27 protein-coding genes and 1 tRNA gene are annotated in these 19,319 nt (G+C 48.0%); 19 read left to right on the top strand and 9 right to left on the bottom strand.

What is annotated here, in order from left to right; all coding sequences use genetic code 11:
- The first annotated feature begins 2 nt into the window (after positions 1 to 2).
- From ACO0LL_RS13650 to ACO0LL_RS13640, 3 genes are all read left to right on the top strand, one after another.
- Positions 3 to 458: a phage tail protein gene (locus ACO0LL_RS13650; protein ID WP_422951389.1), complete on the top strand. Its 456-nt coding sequence runs from the start codon at positions 3 to 5 to the stop codon at positions 456 to 458.
- The gene (locus ACO0LL_RS13645) at positions 455 to 1,474 is read left to right on the top strand and encodes a contractile injection system protein, VgrG/Pvc8 family (RefSeq protein ID WP_422951388.1); all 1,020 of its coding nucleotides are present in this window, start codon (positions 455 to 457) and stop codon (positions 1,472 to 1,474) included. Before ACO0LL_RS13650 ends, ACO0LL_RS13645 begins: the two co-directional genes overlap by 4 nt.
- Positions 1,475 to 1,550: 76 nt before the next feature.
- Positions 1,551 to 2,660: a DUF4062 domain-containing protein gene (locus tag ACO0LL_RS13640; RefSeq protein WP_422951387.1), complete on the top strand. Its 1,110-nt coding sequence runs from the start codon at positions 1,551 to 1,553 to the stop codon at positions 2,658 to 2,660.
- Positions 2,661 to 2,763: 103 nt separating this feature from the next.
- On the opposite strand, the gene ACO0LL_RS13635 is transcribed toward ACO0LL_RS13640, so the two are convergent.
- Positions 2,764 to 3,944, bottom strand: a protein-coding gene (locus ACO0LL_RS13635) for an IS3 family transposase (RefSeq protein ID WP_422951386.1) whose coding sequence is annotated in 2 segments (ribosomal slippage) — positions 2,764 to 3,677 and positions 3,677 to 3,944 — 1,182 coding nt in all. Because the reading frame shifts where the segments join, the coding sequence is not laid out codon by codon here.
- 408 nt (positions 3,945 to 4,352) lie between these two features.
- Between ACO0LL_RS13635 and ACO0LL_RS13630 the strand changes: the two genes are divergently transcribed.
- Positions 4,353 to 4,664: an HNH endonuclease gene (locus ACO0LL_RS13630; protein ID WP_422951385.1), complete on the top strand. Its 312-nt coding sequence runs from the start codon at positions 4,353 to 4,355 to the stop codon at positions 4,662 to 4,664.
- Positions 4,665 to 4,789: 125 nt separating this feature from the next.
- Positions 4,790 to 5,158, top strand: a complete 369-nt coding sequence (locus tag ACO0LL_RS13625) for a hypothetical protein (protein ID WP_422951384.1) — start codon at positions 4,790 to 4,792, stop codon at positions 5,156 to 5,158.
- Between the two features lie 47 nt (positions 5,159 to 5,205).
- Here ACO0LL_RS13625 and ACO0LL_RS13620 read toward each other — a convergent pair whose 3' ends face one another.
- The 3 genes from ACO0LL_RS13620 to ACO0LL_RS13610 all read right to left on the bottom strand — a co-directional run bounded on the left by ACO0LL_RS13620 (position 5,206) and on the right by ACO0LL_RS13610 (position 7,322).
- A complete protein-coding gene (locus tag ACO0LL_RS13620) occupies positions 5,206 to 6,342 on the bottom strand; it encodes a hypothetical protein (protein ID WP_422951383.1) in 1,137 nt (378 codons plus the stop codon).
- A 21-nt stretch (positions 6,343 to 6,363) separates the two neighbouring features.
- Complete coding sequence (locus tag ACO0LL_RS13615; protein ID WP_422951382.1) at positions 6,364 to 6,561, bottom strand: hypothetical protein; 198 nt, start codon at positions 6,559 to 6,561, stop codon at positions 6,364 to 6,366.
- A gap of 320 nt (positions 6,562 to 6,881) precedes the next feature.
- Positions 6,882 to 7,322 carry a helix-turn-helix domain-containing protein gene (locus tag ACO0LL_RS13610; protein WP_422951381.1) on the bottom strand — a complete coding sequence of 147 codons (441 nt, stop codon included), beginning with the start codon at positions 7,320 to 7,322 and terminating at the stop codon, positions 6,882 to 6,884.
- Between the two features lie 56 nt (positions 7,323 to 7,378).
- Between ACO0LL_RS13610 and ACO0LL_RS13605 the strand changes: the two genes are divergently transcribed.
- The 14 genes from ACO0LL_RS13605 (at position 7,379) to ACO0LL_RS13540 (ending at position 13,676) form a co-directional block, all read left to right on the top strand.
- Entirely contained in the window at positions 7,379 to 7,576 is a 198-nt protein-coding gene (locus tag ACO0LL_RS13605; RefSeq protein WP_422951380.1) for a hypothetical protein, read from the top strand.
- Between the two features lie 11 nt (positions 7,577 to 7,587).
- The gene (locus ACO0LL_RS13600) at positions 7,588 to 7,779 is read left to right on the top strand and encodes a hypothetical protein (RefSeq protein WP_422951379.1); all 192 of its coding nucleotides are present in this window, start codon (positions 7,588 to 7,590) and stop codon (positions 7,777 to 7,779) included.
- A 50-nt stretch (positions 7,780 to 7,829) separates the two neighbouring features.
- Positions 7,830 to 8,033, top strand: coding sequence for a hypothetical protein (locus ACO0LL_RS13595; protein WP_422951378.1), 204 nt, complete (start codon positions 7,830 to 7,832; stop codon positions 8,031 to 8,033).
- On the top strand, positions 8,030 to 8,290 hold the full coding sequence (locus ACO0LL_RS13590) for an ogr/Delta-like zinc finger family protein (protein WP_422951377.1): 261 nt from the start codon (positions 8,030 to 8,032) through the stop codon (positions 8,288 to 8,290). The genes ACO0LL_RS13595 and ACO0LL_RS13590 overlap by 4 nt, the downstream gene beginning before the upstream one ends.
- A 100-nt stretch (positions 8,291 to 8,390) precedes the next feature.
- Positions 8,391 to 8,546 (top strand): hypothetical protein, encoded by a 156-nt coding sequence (locus ACO0LL_RS13585; RefSeq protein ID WP_422951376.1) that lies wholly within the window; start codon positions 8,391 to 8,393, stop codon positions 8,544 to 8,546.
- A 2-nt stretch (positions 8,547 to 8,548) separates the two neighbouring features.
- Positions 8,549 to 8,719: a hypothetical protein gene (locus ACO0LL_RS13580; protein WP_422951375.1), complete on the top strand. Its 171-nt coding sequence runs from the start codon at positions 8,549 to 8,551 to the stop codon at positions 8,717 to 8,719.
- A complete protein-coding gene (locus tag ACO0LL_RS13575; RefSeq protein WP_422951374.1) occupies positions 8,706 to 8,897 on the top strand; it encodes a hypothetical protein in 192 nt (63 codons plus the stop codon). Before ACO0LL_RS13580 ends, ACO0LL_RS13575 begins: the two co-directional genes overlap by 14 nt.
- Positions 8,898 to 8,913: 16 nt before the next feature.
- Positions 8,914 to 9,153 (top strand): hypothetical protein, encoded by a 240-nt coding sequence (locus ACO0LL_RS13570; protein WP_422951373.1) that lies wholly within the window; start codon positions 8,914 to 8,916, stop codon positions 9,151 to 9,153.
- Positions 9,154 to 9,353: 200 nt separating this feature from the next.
- The gene (locus ACO0LL_RS13565; RefSeq protein WP_422951372.1) at positions 9,354 to 11,837 is read left to right on the top strand and encodes a toprim domain-containing protein; all 2,484 of its coding nucleotides are present in this window, start codon (positions 9,354 to 9,356) and stop codon (positions 11,835 to 11,837) included.
- Between the two features lie 19 nt (positions 11,838 to 11,856).
- Positions 11,857 to 12,003, top strand: coding sequence for a hypothetical protein (locus ACO0LL_RS13560; protein ID WP_422951371.1), 147 nt, complete (start codon positions 11,857 to 11,859; stop codon positions 12,001 to 12,003).
- The gene (locus ACO0LL_RS13555; protein ID WP_422951370.1) at positions 12,000 to 12,155 is read left to right on the top strand and encodes a hypothetical protein; all 156 of its coding nucleotides are present in this window, start codon (positions 12,000 to 12,002) and stop codon (positions 12,153 to 12,155) included. The genes ACO0LL_RS13560 and ACO0LL_RS13555 overlap by 4 nt, the downstream gene beginning before the upstream one ends.
- A gap of 1 nt (position 12,156) precedes the next feature.
- Positions 12,157 to 12,345 carry a DUF7706 family protein gene (locus tag ACO0LL_RS13550; RefSeq protein WP_422951369.1) on the top strand — a complete coding sequence of 63 codons (189 nt, stop codon included), beginning with the start codon at positions 12,157 to 12,159 and terminating at the stop codon, positions 12,343 to 12,345.
- 9 nt (positions 12,346 to 12,354) lie between these two features.
- Positions 12,355 to 12,606 (top strand): DUF4224 domain-containing protein, encoded by a 252-nt coding sequence (locus ACO0LL_RS13545; protein WP_422951368.1) that lies wholly within the window; start codon positions 12,355 to 12,357, stop codon positions 12,604 to 12,606.
- 8 nt (positions 12,607 to 12,614) lie between these two features.
- Positions 12,615 to 13,676 (top strand): phage integrase, encoded by a 1,062-nt coding sequence (locus ACO0LL_RS13540; RefSeq protein WP_422951367.1) that lies wholly within the window; start codon positions 12,615 to 12,617, stop codon positions 13,674 to 13,676.
- A 130-nt stretch (positions 13,677 to 13,806) separates the two neighbouring features.
- On the opposite strand, the gene ACO0LL_RS13535 is transcribed toward ACO0LL_RS13540, so the two are convergent.
- The 5 genes from ACO0LL_RS13535 to rdgB all read right to left on the bottom strand — a co-directional run bounded on the left by ACO0LL_RS13535 (position 13,807) and on the right by rdgB (position 19,300).
- A tRNA-Ser gene (locus ACO0LL_RS13535) sits at positions 13,807 to 13,896 on the bottom strand.
- 41 nt (positions 13,897 to 13,937) lie between these two features.
- A complete protein-coding gene (locus ACO0LL_RS13530; RefSeq protein WP_422951366.1) occupies positions 13,938 to 15,956 on the bottom strand; it encodes a putative bifunctional diguanylate cyclase/phosphodiesterase in 2,019 nt (672 codons plus the stop codon).
- Between the two features lie 3 nt (positions 15,957 to 15,959).
- Positions 15,960 to 17,111, bottom strand: a complete 1,152-nt coding sequence (locus tag ACO0LL_RS13525) for an EAL and HDOD domain-containing protein (RefSeq protein WP_422951365.1) — start codon at positions 17,109 to 17,111, stop codon at positions 15,960 to 15,962.
- Positions 17,112 to 17,453: 342 nt separating this feature from the next.
- Entirely contained in the window at positions 17,454 to 18,713 is a 1,260-nt protein-coding gene (gene hemW, locus ACO0LL_RS13520) for a radical SAM family heme chaperone HemW (RefSeq protein WP_422951364.1), read from the bottom strand.
- Positions 18,710 to 19,300, bottom strand: a complete 591-nt coding sequence (rdgB, locus tag ACO0LL_RS13515) for an RdgB/HAM1 family non-canonical purine NTP pyrophosphatase (RefSeq protein ID WP_422951363.1) — start codon at positions 19,298 to 19,300, stop codon at positions 18,710 to 18,712. Before rdgB ends, hemW begins: the two co-directional genes overlap by 4 nt.
- Positions 19,301 to 19,319 lie beyond the last annotated feature (19 nt).

The raw sequence follows: 19,319 nt of genomic DNA, 5'->3' as shown, positions 1-19,319 counted from the left end.
CCATGATGATGAGTTTAGGCCAGTTTGTATTCAGCCTGTCCACCGCCGCGTACCAAGAATTCCAGCAACAAATCGAATGGAAGCACCCCAACACCAGTCGCGTGGGCGAGCGTGACGCGCACCAGTACCTTGGCCCAGGTGATAACACCATCACCCTAAGCGGCTGGATGGCCCCAGCCTTTGCCGGTGACCCGGCGTCTTTGGATGACCTGGAAGAAATGGGCGACGCTGGGGACGCCTATGTGCTGGTGGAAGGCACCGGGCGTATCTATGGGCAATTTTTATTGACCAATCTGACGAAGGTAAGAACCATCTTTCTGGATGACGGTACACCACAGAGGATAGATTTTTCTATCAGCTTGAAACGGGTGGACCTGGGCGACCAGGTAGGCCCGCACACAGGTGACCCGGATCTGGGCGATGACGTGATTGAATGGGAAGAGGTAGATTTAGAATGAGCCACAACAAACCAGCCTTTGCCATCACCCTGGACGGCCAGGACATTACCAGCAAAATCTACCCACGCCTGGTGAGCCTAACACTAACCGAGGCCAGAGAAAACGCCGTTGATGAACTCAACATCACCATAGACGACAGCGACGGCCGCGTGGCGATACCGCGTAAAGGCGTCAAGATCACTTTGCAGCTGGGCTGGCACGGCAGCACGATGGTGGACAAAGGCACCTTCGTGGTGGATGAAGTTGAACACGAAGGCGCACCAGACATGCTGGTCCTACGCGCCCGCAGTGCCGAGATGGCAAAGCCCGTACGCACCCGCAAAGACCGCAGCTTTGATCAAAAGACCGTTGCTGATATCGTGGGGCAGATTGCCAAGGACAATGGTTTAACACCCAAGGTCAGCCAAAGCCTGCAAAGTAAAATCATCGACCACATAGATCAGACAAATGAATCAGACATCAATTTTTTAAACCGGCTGGGCAAACGATTTGATGCAGTCGCCACCGTCAAAAAAGATGCCTTGCTATTCTTGCCCATCGATGAGGGTAGCAACAGCAAAGGAGAAAGCCTGCCAACCATCACCCTGGAACGCCGCGACGGCGACAAACACCGCTACCACACCGCCAGCCGCGACGCCTACAGCGGCGTGCGCGCCCAATGGCACGACCCCAACGACGCGAAGGAAAAAAGCGAACTGATAGGCGAAGACGACAACCCCAAACGCTTGCGACACACCTACCCCAATCAAGAAGCGGCCGAACAAGCAGCAAAAGCAGAAATGAACCGGGTAAAGCGTGGCAAAGCCACCCTGCAATTTAACCTGGCCCTAGGCAGACCTGACATTACGCCCATGATGGGCGTGCGCATCCCCAGCTTAAAAGCGCCTATCGGGGATACGGACTGGATCATCGTCAAAACTACACACAGCGTCACGGCGCAGGGGTTTACTACGCAATTGGAGATGGAGACCAAAAAGACTCAAGTTGACGACACAGAGAACATAAAAGCTGAATAAAATTAACATGCAAATCAAATAAGTCCGCTAGAATTAATAAATACATGATTAATTATTAATTTCAGGGACGATGCTCATGGCTATTCCAAAAGTATTTGTTAGCTCTACGTGCTTCGATTTAGGAGAGATTCGCGAGCAACTGAAACGTTTCATTCGCTCATATGGATTCGATCCCGTTCTTAGCGAAAACGGCGACGTTTTTTATCATCCTGAACTTCATACGCATGAATCTTGTATTCACGAAATTTCGCATTGTCAGCTTTTCATATTAATTATTGGGGGGCGTTTCGGTGGGTCGTACACTCAAGATAAAAAAAAGTCTATTACAAATGCCGAATATGAAGCGGCTAGGCACCATGGGATTCCAATATTTACTTATGTAAAAAATAATGTAATATCAGATAGACATCTTTACTCTCAAAACAAAAAAAAAGAATTTGTTTCTGATATCGAATACCCTTCGATAGAAAAGCAAATGCATGCTATCGATATTTTTAATTTTGTGGACGACGTACACAGATCCATGAAAAACAATGCGGTCGAGGGTTTTAATGTTTTTCAAGACATTGAAGATCATCTTAGGAAGCAATGGGCAGGACTGATTTTTCATCTTTTAAAGTCCCGTGGAGTAAGCGCGCAGATCGACGCGACAAACAATTTAATCGAAAAGTTGAGTTCGTCGAGCGAGAAACTAGAGGAAATAGTTAAGAGCTTTTATAAATCTTCGAATAAAGAGAATGCCGAGAAAGAAATCGCAGATATTGAGAAAAGGGGAAATATTGAATCCTTTTTTGAATCTGTTCTTCGCCCGTCTGGATTGGTTCCTGGAAGTTTTTATTTAGACGAACAAAAAATAGATATTGATATCATTTCTAAAATTTCCCCCTCTGATAGGCTATATACCGATTATTTGCTCAAAACAAAAATGTTTGAACTTTATGAGACCTTTGATAGGTCAGGGATAAATGAAAAAATTGATTTCAGCAAATTGAAACCGTACTTACGTTGTGTAGTTGATGTTCTTGAAGGAGGATTTGCGATTCCATATGACAATATGGCAGCACAAATATTATATGATTCAAGCGTCAAAAATTCTTCAGAAGCACAAAGGAAAATTGCTTTAAGTAAAGTGATTGAGAAGTATTCTTTGATAAACAATATAAAGAACATAGACTCGTTAAATTAAATTTGTTAGCAAACAATGAAAAATCCGAACTGGTCGAGAGACGAACTTATACTTGCTCTTGAACTCTATTTCCGGGTAAATCCAATTCACACATCTGCAGTGGTCAAGTATTTTCGGACACTGGGATAGGTTCTTTTCCTGCCATTTTTTGCTCATAGACACTGGGTGGCAGATTACCCAGGGTAGAATGCAATCGGACGTTGTTGTAAAAGCTCACGATATAGTCTGCAATGTCATGCATTGCTTCGGTGTGATTGGCATAATTTTTTCGCCAAACGCGCTCCATCTTTAAGCTCAGAAAGAATCGCTCCATGACGGCGTTGTCCCAGCAATTCCCTTTTCTGCTCATGCTGCAAATACATCCATACTCCTTCAGCAAGCGTTGATAGGAGGCGCTGGCGTACTGGCTTCCTCTGTCTGAATGCATGATCAGTCCCGTGGCAGGTGCACGTTGAATCAGTGCCATTTGCAAGGCATCACAAACGAGTTCTGCATGCATATGCGGTGCCATCGCCCAGCCAACGATCTTGCGTGAATGCAGGTCTAGTACTGCCGCCAGATACAGCCATCCGCTTCGGGTACGGATATAGGTGATATCAGCTACCCAAGCACGGTTCGGTTCATTCTGTTCAAACTGCCGATTCAACTGGTTTGGCGCTATCGGTAAATCATGCCTGCTGTTGGTGGTGTGAATGAATTTACGTTTCCAGACTACCTGCATTTGATGCCGTTTCATGAGAGTGCGTATCCGGTGACGCCCCACCTTTACTCCTTTGTTCTGCAGGCTGGTTTGCAACCGGCGACTGCCATAGGTCCCACCACTGACTTCAAATACGGCCTTCAGATGCACACTGGTCGTGCAAATTAGCGGGTCGCTTTTCTGGCTCCTCAAATGGGCGTAATAGCCTGACCGTGACACTTCCATTGCCTTGCATGCAGCTTGTATCGAGATGGCCTTCTGTTGCAACTGATGGATGATCTGATATTTCATTTCAGTTCTTTGGCAAAGAAGGCCGACGCTTTTTTTAAAATATCAACATCCTGTTGAAGCTGCCGGTTCTGGGCTTCCAGTTCACGTATGCGTAGCTGCTCTGGTGTTAAAGACTTGCCCACACCAACCTGATCAAGTTTCTGTACATTAATCTGACTTAGCCAGCGACGTACCGCTGTCTCACCCAAATCGAATTCCTTGCACACCTGACCCACGCTTAAGCCCTGTTCTGTCACCATGCGTACTACTTGCAACTTAAATGCAATCTCGAATGTTCTTCTCTTGGCTTTCATTTCTTCTTCCTCAATAGGTCAATTATCCCACCTATCTCGGTGTCCGTTATTATTAGACCACTACAATCTGACACCAATCCAGAAGTACATGCTTTGAGTGAAGTCTTAAATTTGCTGCCGATACATGCCGCGACATCACAGGTACATGGTTTTAGAAACGCCAATGGCGTTTATATGAAGCTCTGCAATTACCTGCGGTTTGATCCTGATTACACAGGTACAGGACTTCAGCGAGGTGGGAAGTTAGAGAAAATAATCTGGGATGAATTTGCATCAAACAGAACTTTATTGACCCAGGCGGCGTAGGCAATTATTGCGGGGGCTAAGACAATATCCAGGCCAGCGAGCATCGAAGAAGAAACAGAAGAAAAAATTGATGAATTTCCTGAAGGTCGGATCATCACAAAAATGCATACGCGCCGTGAACGCAATGCAAAATTAATCAAGAAAAAGAAAGAAAGCGTGTTAAAGGCTACTGGCAAGCTAGCTTGTGAAGGCTGTGGTTTTGATTTCATGCGCTTTTATGGCCCGCTTGGCGACGGTTTTATAGAGTGCCACCATCGTCGTGCGCTATCAACTTTGGTTGAGTCTAAAAACACTAAGTTAGATGACCTGGCAATGGTTTGTGCCAATTGCCATCGCATGCTGCACCGAATACGTCCATGGAAAACCATTGAAGAATTGCAGATTCTAATAAATTCTCAATGCGTAGGATATTAGCAGTGTGTAATCACCAATGAACATTAGAAATGTATGAGTGTTAGACCTAACTAAGGCTCTCCTGGCAATATATTTATTGCCGATATTACCTCACTAAAAATTTCAACATAATAGAAAGGCAAAAAATGAAATTTCTCAAACTTCTTTGCATCGCATGCGTAATTACAATTGCGGGATGTGAAAAAGAGGACACATACGTTTTAAATACAACGGATTCTAATACCATAGGGAAAATTGAAATCCACGGATCAACAGGAACCCTTCGATTCGCTAAAACCAACAATAAACAAAACGAAACGATTTACAACCTTACCGATATAAAGATGCCAGACTTCCCGCAAAGAAAAGGCTTTGCTGTGACGAAAATAAGAGTTAAGGAATTAAATATCTATTTATCATTCAGTTTAATTTCCGGCACTTTCACATGTGAAAGATGTGAAGATCATAAAATTCCTCAAAATTGGGTTTTCGTAAATCCCGAGTCTGAAAAGTAATTCATTTTTACTATACCAACGGTAAAGTGTAATGATAGGTAAAGCGATTACCAAATCGCTTTACCTTCTTCAACCCATTGCGTTTCAACTCGATCTAAGTACGCACCGAAATCTTCAGAAATAATTTCTTGATTTCTAAAAATACCATTCTCAAAAAATATTTTGATATCGTTATGAGTATCGTTAAGCATTCTTGATCGAAACCCGAAGATATTATTGGCTAAATAAAAGCTCACAATATCCATAATCAAAAGAACCGAGGCTCCACTGATTCTGAGATTTACTTCTTGACTGAGTCCATTTTCAGGTCGAATTGTGCCGCTATGTGCGATAGAGTTTCTTATAGTGTTTAATCTTCGCAACCGTTTTTCTTGCTCAGCAGTAGGTTTTTTAGGAAACATTTCCAACTCTTGCAAAAACCAGGTCATCTTCAAGATAGCAGATGGTGCCCCGCTACTTTTAAAACGAGCCAATATGTCATCAGTAACGTCATTAGAAACACCCTCAATACGGAAAAATTTAACCATTAAATTTCTCGCCTTATTCAGCATTGAATTGTCAATTTTTGAGACAACTTTTTGCATAGCAGTCTCCTGAAGCTTCCTATCTTGAAAAGTCGTTTTACGATTTTCTTTCGCCCAGGATGTACAAAAGGTTTCAAATGCTGCATTTAGATATGCCCCTTTACCTATTACGTCAGTCATATAACTTGCTTGCACGATGCAGAAAATTGCATCTGAAAATCCTTTCTCCGAAAATTCAGCTATTTTCTTCCAAGCCATATTTGCCTGTCCAAAAATTTCTTCTGGTAACATTAACGGATCAGCATACTCACGACGCGGATCCCATTCCAATTCGTCCTCGGTGTACACTCGACGACCAGTCAGAAATGAAAGGAAGATTTTTAAATCATAAATTAGTGTTGGTCCAATTGGATTTGGAAATAATAAAGAATGCGAATCAGGGACATCTAGCAACACAGCGGTCTCAACAAATTCACCTCGAGCGCGCGGGACAGTTTCCATTTTTCTATTCCATTGGTCATCGTGTGTTAATTTACGAATGGCACGTTTCGGTAATCGTTTTAAGTTGTCGCAATGAATTTCCGAAATTTGAATATTAAATGGTCCAATTTTTAATGTAATTGGTTGCGAAAACCCATGATCAAAATTAAATAGTTTCATATTTGCTCAAAATGGAATAGATCAATGCAATCGGTTATATTTTATTGTGCGCCAGAGTGGTGCTTGGTTTGGTTCTACAGAGCATTCTTTATATTGTCCATCTTTCATTTTTTCAACACTACCGATTGAATATTGGCTATCGTCGATGTAGCAACTGTCTAATAGTTGATTTTCTTCTTTAGGCTCAGCTAAAGTCGGCATAACAGCAATTTCTATCAAAGTAAAAAGTATTCCTGAACACAACCCTATCAAATACGTCCGGCCTTGCTTTGAAATTCCCGGTTTTACTCCCCTCGGCTGGCACCGGTCACAATCTTGTACTACCTTCTTATTGCAGACGACATTGTGAACCACAAGTGGGGCGGTGACAGTAATGTCTGTTCTTTCACCTTTCGCCTGGACTTGTAGCTTCGCTGACTCTTCTTCTGAGTCAACATTGACATGCAGGATAGTTGTAAATCGTGGCGCCTCATTGAATTGGCCTAAAACTGCTTGGCCGACACTCGCTTCTATGTCTATCGTCTGGCTGTTATCGGCTTCTACTTCTTTGTTTTTTTCCCTATCAGATTGACAGCCTGTGACCCTGTGATATCGCCAACAATTTGCTGCCCAACTTTGCCTAGATTACTGACTCCGCTGATAGCCTGGGGAGCACTTAAACCAGTGATCATTCCCAACACTCCAGCTTTTCCTCTGATATCAAGCGCTCGGTAGCCATCCAAAACTTCTATCTCGTCTTTTGCAATAGCGTTCGCTGATCTAATCCCCGTAACGATGTAATAGATATCTGCACCGAGTTTATGCAACCCGGCCAAATACAATAAATCAGGTTTAGTTTCCTCGGACTCATATTTAATTTGAGTCATAGAAGTTTTTTCGAGAACAGCGGCGAGCGCCTTCTGCGTGAAGCCAAGTTTTAGACGCTCCTCTATGAGCCTAGCCCCAAAACCAAATAATTCTTTATTTTTATCTGTTGACATGTAAATTATTCTTTACTATAGTAGCTACACCCTGTAACTACTCTTAATAATACATTATGAGCCTGCCCTCTATTGCTAGTCGTGCGCCAAAAATTCCTTTGGCTCTCCCTCTCGCTTTGCGGCTGTCTGCTGAAGAAATGGCAAAGACAGACAAATACGCCGCCCTGGAAGTACGGTCCCGTTCTGCTTTTGCGCGCATGGTTTATTTGCGCGGCCTTGCAGACTACGAGCGTGAACTTGCCAAATCCAAATAAGCGAGGCCGCCATGTACGCAGATAAAAGACGCATCAAGACCAATAAAATGATGATCCGCTTCGATGACTATGAATTTGAGTTAATCAAAGCCATGGCCGCTTATCAGGGCGATCAACCTGCTGCCTTCATGCGTGAGCTGGTCTTGCGCGAAGCCATCGCTTTACTGGGTGAGCAAGTCCCAGAAATCTTATCTGCAAAGTAATTACTTTGACAGACACCATCAGGTCATTTTGAAGTAGACGAAACAAGAAGATGCCTTCACTCCATACCGATTTCACGGACGCTGAATTAGAAATACTTGAAAAAGTGCGTGTTCAATGGGGGCTGCGTGACCTTGATGAAACGGCTGAATTTTTGGCTAAGCGTTTTTTGCGCATGGGTATGCAGAGAATGACCGGCAGTGGCCGCGCCATGAATTTAGTTTCACTTGAAGATTTTGAAAGGACGACAGAATGAGAGTAATCGGTTTGCCTTGCCCTCATTGCGCCCAGGGTGTACGCGCCATCAAAAGCCGCACGATGTCACCTATGTTTAAAGAAATCACGTATCGCTGCAATAACGTGGATTGCGGCCATGTTTTTGTGGCTGGCCTAGAGGTATTGCGTACCTTGTCACTGTCGGCCACGCCTGACTATAAGGTCAGGATACCTATTTCAAGGCATGCCAGACAGTCTGCCTTGAATCAGTTGTCATTGAATTTATCTGTCGGGTGACGCTAATCTAGCCGCCCTACCCTAACCCGTTTTTGATGAATGAACATGCCTGTTTTCAGGCGTGAGGGACTTTTTTTGCCTAAAACTTTTGGAGGCCACCATGCGTTTGACATTTGCAACCCGTTTTGTATTGGCGCGAGAGATACACAAGCTGCTGGCGTCATCTCGTCGCGGCCCAACGATGAGCCGTTTGTATAACCGCAGCCTGATAGGGGAAGTTATCCACGATCTGGGCGGTCTTGCCGGGGAGTGGTGAGCATGCAACAGCCTGGTGATGATTTTACCCGCGACATTTTTAACAAGCCCGGCCGGGGCCGCCCACGCAAGCCAAATGCCAAAAGTGCAGCCCAGCGCGCCAAAGAATATCGCGACCGTCAGCGGGAACAGAAATTCAACTTTTTAAGGGGGCAGCGTAATGAGATTGCCTAATGAAGTGTACGTCGCCCTGATGGGTGCCATCAGCCTGGGCGTCACAGAAAACGAACGCCTGCAGGGAATTGCAGAGCGTTTGGGGGACGTGGAGGCCGAGCAGGAATATTCACGCAATGTGCGGCTGCTGCAAGAAGGCCGCCAGTTGCTGATTGAAGAACAGCACAAATTTTCGTGACGCGTCACAAAAAATCATGCCTATACCCAAACCTACAGATGACGAGTTACGCCAGGTGCACACCGCTTTGCATGTTTCGGTGCCATTTGAGCAGATGTCGCCATTTATTCGACACTACTTAGAAATGGTTGCGCACTGCTGGTGCGGCCAAATTCCGGCGCATTTATTTGGCAAGCCTGTTGCTGTGCCCTCTTCTAAACCACTTAAGGCCAACGTGCCTGACTTTAAACGCCGCGCTGCTGGCGACTTTGAATAGATCGTATGGATTCATCACTTCATCATGAAATTACGTTGCGCCTGGCTGAATTTAAATTCAAGCCAGGCTCAAGCGGCATGCTACGCGGCGGCGAATGCCCGGCATGCAAGAAAAAAGAGCTGTACACGAATGCAGAGCATCCCTGGGTATTACGTTGCGGTCGCCTGAACAATTGCGGCGAAACCTTCCATGTCAAAGAGTTGTATGCGGATCTGTTTGATAACTGGTCTGACCGTTATAAGCCGACGCCACAGAACCAAAACCCGAATATTGCGGCCGACGCTTATATGCAGCACGGCCGTGGCTTTGAGTTGGCCAAGGTTCAGGGGATGTATACGCAGGAGTATTACTTTGACCAGGAATTGAAGATAGGTAGCGCGACGGTGCGTTTTCCGTTTGCGAATGGCTATTGGGAAAGGATCATCGATCAGCCGCACCGCTTTGGCAAAAAGAAGGCGCATTTTAAGTTTGGTTCTAAGTATTACGGCCTGTGGTGGAAGCCTGACAATGTGGTGCTTGAGGGCAAGGATGAATTGTGGCTCGTAGAGGGTGTTTTTGACGCCTTGGCGCTGATGCATCACGGCATAGCGGCCGTTGCCCTGGGCAGTTGCAATAACTACCCTGACGAGTCTTTACGCAATTTGGCTGTATCTCGCGGCGATCAGAACTGCACGCTGGTGTGGGCTTTGGATGGTGACAACGCCGGACGCAGCTTTAGCAAGAAGCATGTTGAAAAGGCGCAGGCATCTGGCTGGACGTGCCAGGCCGCCCAGATCCCGCAAAAAGGAAAAGGCAAGCTGGACTGGAATGACGCGCACCAGCGCGGCTTGCTGACTGATGATGATTTTGAGGAATACCGCTATCACGGTGATTTGCTGCTAGCCAGGACGCCGACAGAAAAAGCCTTGCTGATCTATAAGCATGACGGCGACCAGACAGAATTCTATTTTGATTTTGGTAACCGGCTGTTTTGGTTCCGCCTCGATCTGGAGCGGTATAACAAGGCCAGGGAGCAGCAAGACAACAGCGAAGAGGCAAAAAGCCTTTCAGAGTATGCCCTGCGCGACCAGGCGCTGGTGACATCGAGCATGGTGCGGCAAATTGCCAATTGCTTGCCCAGGGCGCTGTATTTTCAAGAAAACCTGATCACTAACGAGAGCTGGTACTACTTCCGGGTGTCTTTCCCGCATGACGGTAAGCCGGTTAAGAACACGTTCACGGCCGCGCAGATAGCGAGTTCAGCAGAGTTTAAAAAGCGTCTGTTGGGTATGGCTGCAGGCGCGATGTTTAGCGGCAGCAGCCAGCAGCTTGACCGCATCCTTGCGGACCAGCTTTACAACATCAAGCGCGTGGACACGATTGATTACATTGGCTACAGCCTTGAGCATGGCTGCTATGTGCTGGGTGACGTGGCGATGAAAGACGGCGTATTGAATGAAGTGAACGGCGAAGACTTTTTTGATATTGGCAAGCTGTCGATCAAGTCTTTGAATAAATCGGTGCACCTGACGATCAACCGCGACCGCAATGATTACCGCACTGACTGGCTGGAATTGATTTGGACGGCTTTTGGTGCCAAGGGGCTGGTGGCCCTCACCTTTTGGTTTGGATCGCTGTTTGCGGAGCAAATCAGGTCTAAGCAATCGTCATACCCCTTTCTTGAGGTGGTGGGCGAAGCTGGCGCGGGCAAATCGACGCTGATTGAATTCCTTTGGAAACTGTTTGGCCGCAACGCCTATGAAGGTTTTGACCCTAGCAAATCGAGCCTGGCCGCCCGCGCACGTAATTTCAGCCAGGTATCTGGCTTGCCGGTGGTGCTGATTGAATCTGACCGGGAACGCATGGGCGACGAAAAAAGCCATGTGAAGTCATTTGATTGGGACGAGCTGAAAACCGCCTACAACGGCCGCAGCACACGCGCCAGGGGCATGGCGACGGGTGGCAACGAGACTTACGAGCCGCCTTTCCGGGGTTCTATCGTGATATCCCAAAACAACCCGGTGAATGCGTCTGAGGCGATTCTGTCGCGCATTGTCCATTTGTATTTTGACCGCTCTACACAAACGGCCGCGTCCGGAGAGGCGGCGGACAAGCTGAAGTATATGTCTGTGGAACAGGTTTCAGGCTTCATCCTGGCTGCCACCAAGCGCGAGAAAGCCATCATGGAGCTGGTGGGCACCAATACACCCGCCTACCTCAAAGAGCTGCGCCAAAACAAGAATATCAAGATGCCGCGCCTGGTGGAAACTCACGCGCAGATGCTGGCGCTGGCAGATGCCCTGGCGCTGGTGGTGAAGCTGTCTGAATCACAGCAGGCCGCCTTAAAAGCCCAGATCGTGACCATGGCAGAGGAACGCCAGCAGGTTATCAATAACGACCATGTACTGGTGCAGGAATTCTGGGAGGCCTTTGACTACCTGGACGCCGGAGATATGTCGGTGCTGAATCATTCACGCGACTCTAACCAGATCGCCGTCAATTTAAATCATTTCTTGCAGGTGGCCACAGAGCGCCGCCAGCAGGTGCCGCCCTTGCGCGACCTGAAAAAGGTACTCAAAACGAGCAGCCGCCGCAAGTTTATCGAGGCTAACAAGGTGGTTAACAGCGTCCTGCGCTGCGCACAATCGCCGGTTGCCACGCCCTCTTCTTCTGTTAAGTGCTGGGTTTTCCAGCGTGAAAAATAACCACGAAAGGACTGAAATAATGAGCTTTCAAGTCAAAGTAAAAACTGACCTGGGCAAGTTTGAATACTTCGCCATCGCCCAGGAGGCCGGTGCTGTTTTCGATGCCGCCTATGATTTTTTCGGTGCTTGTGGTGTCACTGTGAACCCGATAAGAGGTGGCAAATGATCGTTGCTAAACATCGGATTTTGCAGGCCTATGTCGTCACTTACGCACCTGGCAAGGCTAACGCGGCCCGCTGTAGGGAAGTGGCTGAAAAGCTGGGAATTGATGCTGAAACAGTGGCGCAAATCGTGAATGAGACCGTGGGAGAACAGTGAAATGAGAATAGTAAAAATTACTTCGTACATGAGTGCTGATCAGGCCCAGGCTTTGGCGCAATTTTTTAAGCGTGTCGGATTTTCAGAATTTAAACAGCTTGCTGCAACTATCGATGAGGCCTATTTGATGCAGGAAGGTGCGTTAAAAGTTGCTGATGGCCTTGCTGATAATGGCTTTGCACCACGCTGATTGATTTATATGAGTTCAATTTTTGAAACAAAAGTGGAGTCTGAAACACTGACCAGTGACGAGCTGGCCAGTATTACAGGCTGCCCGCGCAGGCATGACCAGATCGTGTGGCTTAAAAGTAATGGCTGGGTCTATCACCTCAAGCGCAATGGGGAGCCAGTCATCGGTAGGTTGTATGCCAGGCTGAAACTGGCTGGCGTCAACCCTAAAGATTTCGCACCGGCGGCACCATGGACGCCGGACTTTTCTAAATTATCTTGATTTAAACTATGAGACCAAAAACCACGTCACGCGATTTACCGCCCAAGATGATAAGGCGCGTCAGAAAATCAAAAACATCAGACAAACAATGGACGTCTTATTTTTACAACGGCTATGACGAGCTTGGTGCGCGCAAGGAAATACCCTTGGGCACTGACTTGAATGCTGCAAAACGAAAGTGGGCAGAGCTGGAATGCGTGGAGCCGCCTCTTGATACAAGCCTGATGAAGCACGTATTTGACCAGTATGAGAAAGATATCTTGCCTGGGAAGGCGTACAGCACGCAGAAAGATAATCTGGACTCACTGAAGCAATTGCGCAAGGTGTTTAACGACGCGCCGATTGATGCAGTAACGCCGCACATCATTGCTCGGTACAGGGACACCCGGTCTGCAAAAGTGCGCGCTAATCGCGAGATTGCCCTTCTATCTCATATTTTCAACATGGCGCGGGAATGGGGCTTCACTCAAAAAGAAAACCCTTGCCGTGGCGTGAGAAAAAACAAGGAGTCGCCCAGGGACTATTATGCTGATGAGGATGTCTGGGCGGCCGTATGCGCGCAAGCAGTGCCAGAGCTTAGGGATTTGATGGATCTGGCATATTTAACGGGCCAGCGACCTGCAGACGTGCTGAAGATGAAAACATCTGATGTCAGGAACGGCGCTCTTGAAATTCGCCAGGGGAAAACAAAGAAATATTTGCGCATTGTGCTTGGCGCTGATGAAAAACAGTCACAGTTAGGTGCCATTCTTGAGCGCTTGATGTCAAATGCGCGAGAAATGCGGGTGGCCGCCCTGGTGACACTGCCAAATGGTCAACCCTTGAACAAAGGCACTTTAAGGCTTAGATTTGAGGCCGCCAGGTCAAACGCAGTGCAAAAGGCTGCTTCGGATGGCGATATTGCTTTATCAACACGAATATCAAATTTTCAATTTCGCGATATCCGCGCCAAGGCCGCCACCGAAATCGCAGATATCAGTGACGCAAGTAAATTACTTGGACATACTGAGCAGGAAATCACTAAAAAGGTCTATCGCAGGCTTGGTGAAGAGGTAAAACCCACCCGTTAAATATGGGGGTTGCGGAAGTAGCTTCCGCAACTAAGCCTTTTTTTGCCGTTTCTTGTAGTTTCTTATATAAGATCAAAACTATCAGACAAATAAAAAAGCCCTTGATTATCAAGGGCTTTTTCGTATTCGTTGGCGGAAGCTGTGAGATTCGAACTCACGAAGGCTATAACACCTCGCCAGTTTTCAAGACTGGTGCATTCAACCGCTCTGCCAAGCTTCCGAGCCGCACAGTATAACCTGAGTGGCGGGCTTGGGCAAGGATCAAATTTCGAAATGGAAATTTTTATCTAGCAAAGCAAGAAATTGCTGGGGGCTGACGGGTCTGGAGTAGAGGAAGCCCTGCACTTCGTCGCAACCGGCGTTGATGAGGAAGGCCAGTTGTTCGCGGGTTTCTACACCTTCTGCGATGACTTTGTGCTTGAGTTGCTTGGCCATCATGATGATGGCGCTGGCGATGGCACAGTCGTTCTGGTCTGTGGGAATGTTGAGGATGAAGGAGCGGTCTATCTTTAGCGTATCTATCGGGAAACGCTTGAGGTATGAGAGGCTGGAATATCCTGTGCCAAAATCATCAAGGGCCAGCACGACGTCCTGGGCGGTGATTTGCTCCATGATGGCGATGACGCTCTCGGTGCTGTGCATGAGCATGCTCTCGGTGATTTCGAGTTCCAGCCATAGTGGTGATATCTGGTAGCGTTGCAGGGCCTCTTTAACGCGCAGTGGCAGGCTGTTGGTAAATTCTCTCGCTGTGACATTGACCGCGATGCGGAACGGCGCTATGCCGCTGTCTTGCCATTCCCTGGCCTGGGCGCAGGCGGTTTCGAGTACCCAGGCGTCGATTTGCAGGATCAGGCCGGTTTCTTCTGCAACGGGGATGAATTCTGCTGGCGAGATCAGGCCTTTTTCTGGATGTTGCCAGCGCAGCAAGGCTTCTGCTCCAATGATTTTGCCGCTTTTGATATCAACCTTGGGCTGGTACTGCAAATAGAATTCCTGGTTTTCCAGTGCCTTGCGCATGCTGGATTCAAGATACAGCCTGCCAGCGATGCTCTGGTTCATGCTGTCGCTGTAGAACACAAAGCTGCCGGATACATTGCCGGCGCTGCGCTTGGCCTTGTACATGGCGATGTCGGCTTTTTGCAGCAAGGCATTGGCGTCATTGCCGTCTTGCGGAAAGACGCTGATGCCTATGCTGGCGCCAACGCGCAATTCGTGGCCAGAGACGATGAAGGCGTCATTCAATGCCTGCAAGAGTTTTTGCACAACGAGACTGGCATGGAAATGCTGGTTGATGTCGAGTACGGCGATGGCGAATTCGTCGCTGCCGAGGCGGGCTACGATGTCATTCTCGCGCAGGGTTAACAAGAACCGGGCTGCGACCTGGCGCAACAACTCATTGCCTATGTCGTGACCAAGGGTGTCATTGATGAGTTTGAAACGGTTCAGGTCAGGAAAGATAATCGCAGCGCTGCTGCTGTTTCTTTGTGAGTGCAACAGTGCATTATCGACGAGTTGCCGGAACAGGCTGCGATTGGGCAGATTGGTCAGCGCATCGTAGTAAGCGAGGTGATTGATTTTTTGTTCTGCTTCTTTGCGGGCAGTGATATCGCTGAGATAGCCTATGATGCCTATGGGCAGGCCCTGGGCATCACACAATGGTGACAGGCTGAGACTGGCCCAGAATACTTCACCCGATTTTTTCTTGCGGCGCACTTCCATTTCGCGGCCACCGTGCTCCAGAAAGCTGTCATACAAATGCGTATCCGACTCACCCTCATCGTCGTATAGGAACAGGATGTTTTTTCCTATGACTTCTTGCGCCGCATAGCCAAAGAGCTTTTCTGCGCCACCGTTCCAGCTGAGGATGAAGCCTGCCAGATCCATGGTAACGACGGACTCATGAATCTGGTCAATGATCTGGGTCTGTTGCCATTGTGCCTGGGCGGATGCCTGTAACTCCTGGTCCAGCTTTGCGCGTTTGGAAAACAGCTTGGCCGTGAGACTGGCAAGGGTATTCAATTTTGCCAGGTCAGGTTCGTTGATCTGCCCTTTTTTACCGGACAGGATGTAATAGGTTTCGGGTGACGCCATGCACAGCACATCAGCCTGTGTTTTTTGTTCATCGAGTTTGCCACGGCGGAATGCCGCATTGGCGTCACGAAAAACTTCTTTGACTATGCGATTTAAAGCAGCATCAAGCTCCTGGCCTTGCAGGCACAAGACAGCCTCTCCGAGACTGGCACCGACTTCGAGTTCGTCTATCGCAGCTTGCCTGGTCATTGGCTACATATCCTGGCAAACCTGATTCACCCATGTATATGCAGTGATCATGCAGTCGTAATAATCATCGGCACTCAAGCCCAATTCTTCTATCAGGCCAGAATCAAAGTCTTTGAGAGGACGGTCTGCCCTTTCTACCAGATCCAGGCTTTTACCTAGCGCACCTGATTTGTGCAACAAAGCATCGAGCACTTCTGTATGCAGGTTTAAAGGTTGCAGCACCTCGACCAGGGGATTGCCGAATAGTTTGTCGAGCAAAGAAAACATGCCAACCATGAAGGCACAATCGAGCTCATCCTTGCTGCCGCCACGTTTGAGACAAATTGCCTCCATCAGGCTTGCACGAAATGCGGCACGCGGCATCAAGGGGTTCAGGCTGCCGCTGCGATCTTGCTGGCGCGCATACAGTAATAATTGCAGCCATCTTTGCAACTGCCTGCGCCCCAGCAGGTTAATGGCCTGGCCAAAGCTGGACACCCGCACGGTTTGCGCAAAGGCGGCAGAACTGACGAGCTTGAACAGCATGAAGGACAGGGTTGCATCTTGCTTGAATAATTCTTCCAGTTCACGCGATTCTGCATCGCGGGCGACCAGGCCCAGCAATTTCAACAAGCGCGTTCTGGCAGTGGCATCTGCTGCCTTGTTGCTGAGGGGTGGGTGAAAAGCATAATCGCCAGAGAACCATTTAAACCCGGCTTCATGCGCCTGCTCTTGCAAGGCTGCATGGGGCAGATGCTGCGCCAGGTGGTCTCCGCCATGCAGGCGTAACAGCAAGGGTTTGATGTGGGCAGGAATGTCCTTGCTGCAATCGACACTGATTTTCTTTGCGCCTTCCCATATCGCATTGTCGTGCGCCTGCAAATCATCAATGATGACGCGTGCGCCATGTGAGTTGAAATACTTGAGTCTGGTTTGCACTTCCTTGTCTTCTGCGGATTTTGCAGGTACACCAAGGACGATACGCGCCAGTGGCAAGCGCGTATCGATGTCTGCCGGGACCAGCAGAGGGTCTGCAATTTTGACTAGAACAGAAATGCCAGAGAGTCTGGAAAAGATTTCTTTTTCATGCAAAAACTGGAGCAAAGCAATGACATCGCCAATTGGCAAAGCGCCAAAATCAGCTTGAAGTGCAAGCAACTGTTGCTTGCTATTCATCACGGGCAATAAAGTGCCTATTCCACGAGCCAGAGTCATAAAGAAGGACGTCAAATGTTACAAAAATTGGTAGAGATATTAGTTTGGGACTTAACCAATTGCAACACAATTTAAAGCGACAGGTGAGGTATTTTGATACTTGATGAGTGCAATCTGACACAATTACCAGAATTCCAGCTTAAAACTGCCTGGCTGTTGATTTTTCAACAGGCATATGGGTGCTGATACTCAGCTATCAGGATAGGAGATATTTTAGATTTCACCAATAAAGCATGTGGTAAAAATCCCATGCCTTATTGGGCTCGCATCAGGGCCGCGTCTGACTCTCATCAGACAAATAAATTATTCGCTGCCGAGAAAAATCTGTTGCAGGTCATTCAAAAATTGCTTGCCCAGCGGCGTGGGGCAAATGATTTCATGGTCGCGGTAAAGCAGACCTTTATTCTCAGCAATCAGCAATTCTTTTTCTATGCTGTTGAGCAGCATACCGGTGCGCTCCTGGAACAAATTGACCTTGAACCCTTGTTGCAAGCGTAGCGCGTTCAACATGAATTCAAAACCCATTTCATCCACAGAGATTTCATGCGACTCTTGCACACAATTACCTGCAGCCATGGCGTCCATATAAGCCTTGGGTTGCTTGTAACGCGCCTGGCGCACTACCCGGTGTGGGAAGGATATTTTTGAATGCGCACCGGCACCTATGCCGAGGTAATCACCAAAGTTCCAGTAATTGAGATTGTGTTTTGATGCCCTGCCCGCTTGCGCATAGGCAGAGACTTCATAATTGCCGTAACCTGCTGCTGCCATGCGCCCGTGGATGAGGTCTTGCATTTCTGCGCTGAGGTCGTCATCGGGTATGGCTGGCGGGAACTTGGCGAAGTAGGTATTGGGTTCCAGCGTCAGGTGGTATAGCGACAGATGTGGCGGTGCGAAAGAAATGGCTGTTTCCACATCTTCTCTGACTTCATTCATGGTCTGGCCTGGCAAGGCAAACATCAGGTCAAGATTGAAGTTGTCAAAATTTGCCTGCGCGATTTCTATGGCCCTGCGTGCCTCGTCACCATCATGGATACGGCCCAAGGCTGCCAGGTGTTTGGAGTTGAAACTTTGTATGCCTATCGACAATCGGTTGATGCCGCTTTGGCGATAAGAGCGAAATTTTTCTGCTTCAAACGTACCGGGATTGGCTTCCATGGTGATCTCTGCATTGCCGTCCAGTGGCAACAGCGTACGCACGTCAGAAAGCAATCTATCCAGGCCTGCTGCTGACATCAGGCTGGGGGTGCCACCACCGATGAAGATGGTGTATATCTTGCGGCCCCAAATCAATGGCAAGGCCGCTTCCAGATCAGCACGCATGGCATCCAGATAAGCTAACTCATCAAAGCTGCCTTTAACTTCATGCGAATTGAAATCGCAATAAGGGCATTTGCGTACGCACCAGGGGAAATGAATGTACAGCGATAGCGGCGGTAATTGCGTCAGATTGAGGCTGCCTGGTGCAAGATACTGGCTGGCCACGTCACCGGGTATGTTCGATAAGTCCGGTGATTTTTTTTGTACAGGCTGGCTTGCCGCTATGGGCTTGATGGGTATCATTTCAATTTTTCTACAAGGGCGCGCAAGGCTTGCCCACGGTGCGACAATTGATTCTTTTCTGCTGCAGCAAGTTCAGCCACGGTCTTATTCAAACTCGGAATAAAGAAATGTGGGTCATAGCCAAAACCGTTTTCACCACGGGCATCGGCAATGATTTTTCCTGCCCAGACGCCATCAGCAATGACCGGTTGCGGGTCAGATTCTGAACGCACGAAAACCAGCACACAGTAATAATAGGCGGACTTGTCTGCCATGCCAGCCAAATCTGCGATGAGTTTTTGGTTGTTGCGCACATCAGATTTTGGCTCACCTGCAAAGCGGGCAGACAGCACACCAGGCGCACCTTGCAAGGCATTCACGCAGATGCCGGAATCATCGGCCAGCGCTGGCAAACCCGTCAGGCGTGATGCATGCCTGGCCTTGGTCAGGGCATTCTCGACAAAGCTGGGATAAGGCTCCTCAGCTTCAGGCACCTCAAATTCAGATTGTGCCCTGAGGTCTATACCCAGCGGTGACAGTATCTGGTAAAACTCTTTGAGCTTGCCCTGATTATTCGAGGCCAGGACTATTTTCTGGTTTTTGCTCATATTCATCTACTCTTATACT

The organism is Undibacterium sp. TC4M20W, from assembly GCF_049340245.1.
Taxonomy (GTDB): Bacteria; Pseudomonadota; Gammaproteobacteria; order Burkholderiales; family Burkholderiaceae_D; genus Undibacterium.
The sequence above is the reverse complement of the archived record's forward strand: the minus strand, read 5'-3'. Positions and strand labels throughout refer to the sequence as shown.

Bases quoted from the DNA above. Each gene is read 5' to 3' on its own strand.
- ACO0LL_RS13650 (WP_422951389.1), top strand. From the start codon at position 3: ATGATGATGAGTTTAGGCCAGTTTGTATTCAGCCTGTCCACCGCCGCG.
- ACO0LL_RS13645 (WP_422951388.1), top strand. From the start codon at position 455: ATGAGCCACAACAAACCAGCCTTTGCCATCACCCTGGACGGCCAGGAC.
- ACO0LL_RS13640 (WP_422951387.1), top strand. From the start codon at position 1,551: ATGGCTATTCCAAAAGTATTTGTTAGCTCTACGTGCTTCGATTTAGGA.
- ACO0LL_RS13630 (WP_422951385.1), top strand. From the start codon at position 4,353: ATGCATACGCGCCGTGAACGCAATGCAAAATTAATCAAGAAAAAGAAA.
- ACO0LL_RS13625 (WP_422951384.1), top strand. From the start codon at position 4,790: ATGAAATTTCTCAAACTTCTTTGCATCGCATGCGTAATTACAATTGCG.
- ACO0LL_RS13620 (WP_422951383.1), bottom strand. From the start codon at position 6,342: ATGAAACTATTTAATTTTGATCATGGGTTTTCGCAACCAATTACATTA.
- ACO0LL_RS13610 (WP_422951381.1), bottom strand. From the start codon at position 7,322: ATGTCAACAGATAAAAATAAAGAATTATTTGGTTTTGGGGCTAGGCTC.
- ACO0LL_RS13605 (WP_422951380.1), top strand. From the start codon at position 7,379: ATGAGCCTGCCCTCTATTGCTAGTCGTGCGCCAAAAATTCCTTTGGCT.
- ACO0LL_RS13600 (WP_422951379.1), top strand. From the start codon at position 7,588: ATGTACGCAGATAAAAGACGCATCAAGACCAATAAAATGATGATCCGC.
- ACO0LL_RS13595 (WP_422951378.1), top strand. From the start codon at position 7,830: ATGCCTTCACTCCATACCGATTTCACGGACGCTGAATTAGAAATACTT.
- ACO0LL_RS13590 (WP_422951377.1), top strand. From the start codon at position 8,030: ATGAGAGTAATCGGTTTGCCTTGCCCTCATTGCGCCCAGGGTGTACGC.
- ACO0LL_RS13585 (WP_422951376.1), top strand. From the start codon at position 8,391: ATGCGTTTGACATTTGCAACCCGTTTTGTATTGGCGCGAGAGATACAC.
- ACO0LL_RS13580 (WP_422951375.1), top strand. From the start codon at position 8,549: ATGCAACAGCCTGGTGATGATTTTACCCGCGACATTTTTAACAAGCCC.
- ACO0LL_RS13575 (WP_422951374.1), top strand. From the start codon at position 8,706: ATGAGATTGCCTAATGAAGTGTACGTCGCCCTGATGGGTGCCATCAGC.
- ACO0LL_RS13570 (WP_422951373.1), top strand. From the start codon at position 8,914: ATGCCTATACCCAAACCTACAGATGACGAGTTACGCCAGGTGCACACC.
- ACO0LL_RS13560 (WP_422951371.1), top strand. From the start codon at position 11,857: ATGAGCTTTCAAGTCAAAGTAAAAACTGACCTGGGCAAGTTTGAATAC.
- ACO0LL_RS13555 (WP_422951370.1), top strand. From the start codon at position 12,000: ATGATCGTTGCTAAACATCGGATTTTGCAGGCCTATGTCGTCACTTAC.
- ACO0LL_RS13550 (WP_422951369.1), top strand. From the start codon at position 12,157: ATGAGAATAGTAAAAATTACTTCGTACATGAGTGCTGATCAGGCCCAG.
- ACO0LL_RS13545 (WP_422951368.1), top strand. From the start codon at position 12,355: ATGAGTTCAATTTTTGAAACAAAAGTGGAGTCTGAAACACTGACCAGT.
- ACO0LL_RS13540 (WP_422951367.1), top strand. From the start codon at position 12,615: ATGAGACCAAAAACCACGTCACGCGATTTACCGCCCAAGATGATAAGG.
- ACO0LL_RS13530 (WP_422951366.1), bottom strand. From the start codon at position 15,956: ATGACCAGGCAAGCTGCGATAGACGAACTCGAAGTCGGTGCCAGTCTC.
- ACO0LL_RS13525 (WP_422951365.1), bottom strand. From the start codon at position 17,111: ATGAATAGCAAGCAACAGTTGCTTGCACTTCAAGCTGATTTTGGCGCT.
- hemW (WP_422951364.1), bottom strand. From the start codon at position 18,713: ATGATACCCATCAAGCCCATAGCGGCAAGCCAGCCTGTACAAAAAAAA.
- rdgB (WP_422951363.1), bottom strand. From the start codon at position 19,300: ATGAGCAAAAACCAGAAAATAGTCCTGGCCTCGAATAATCAGGGCAAG.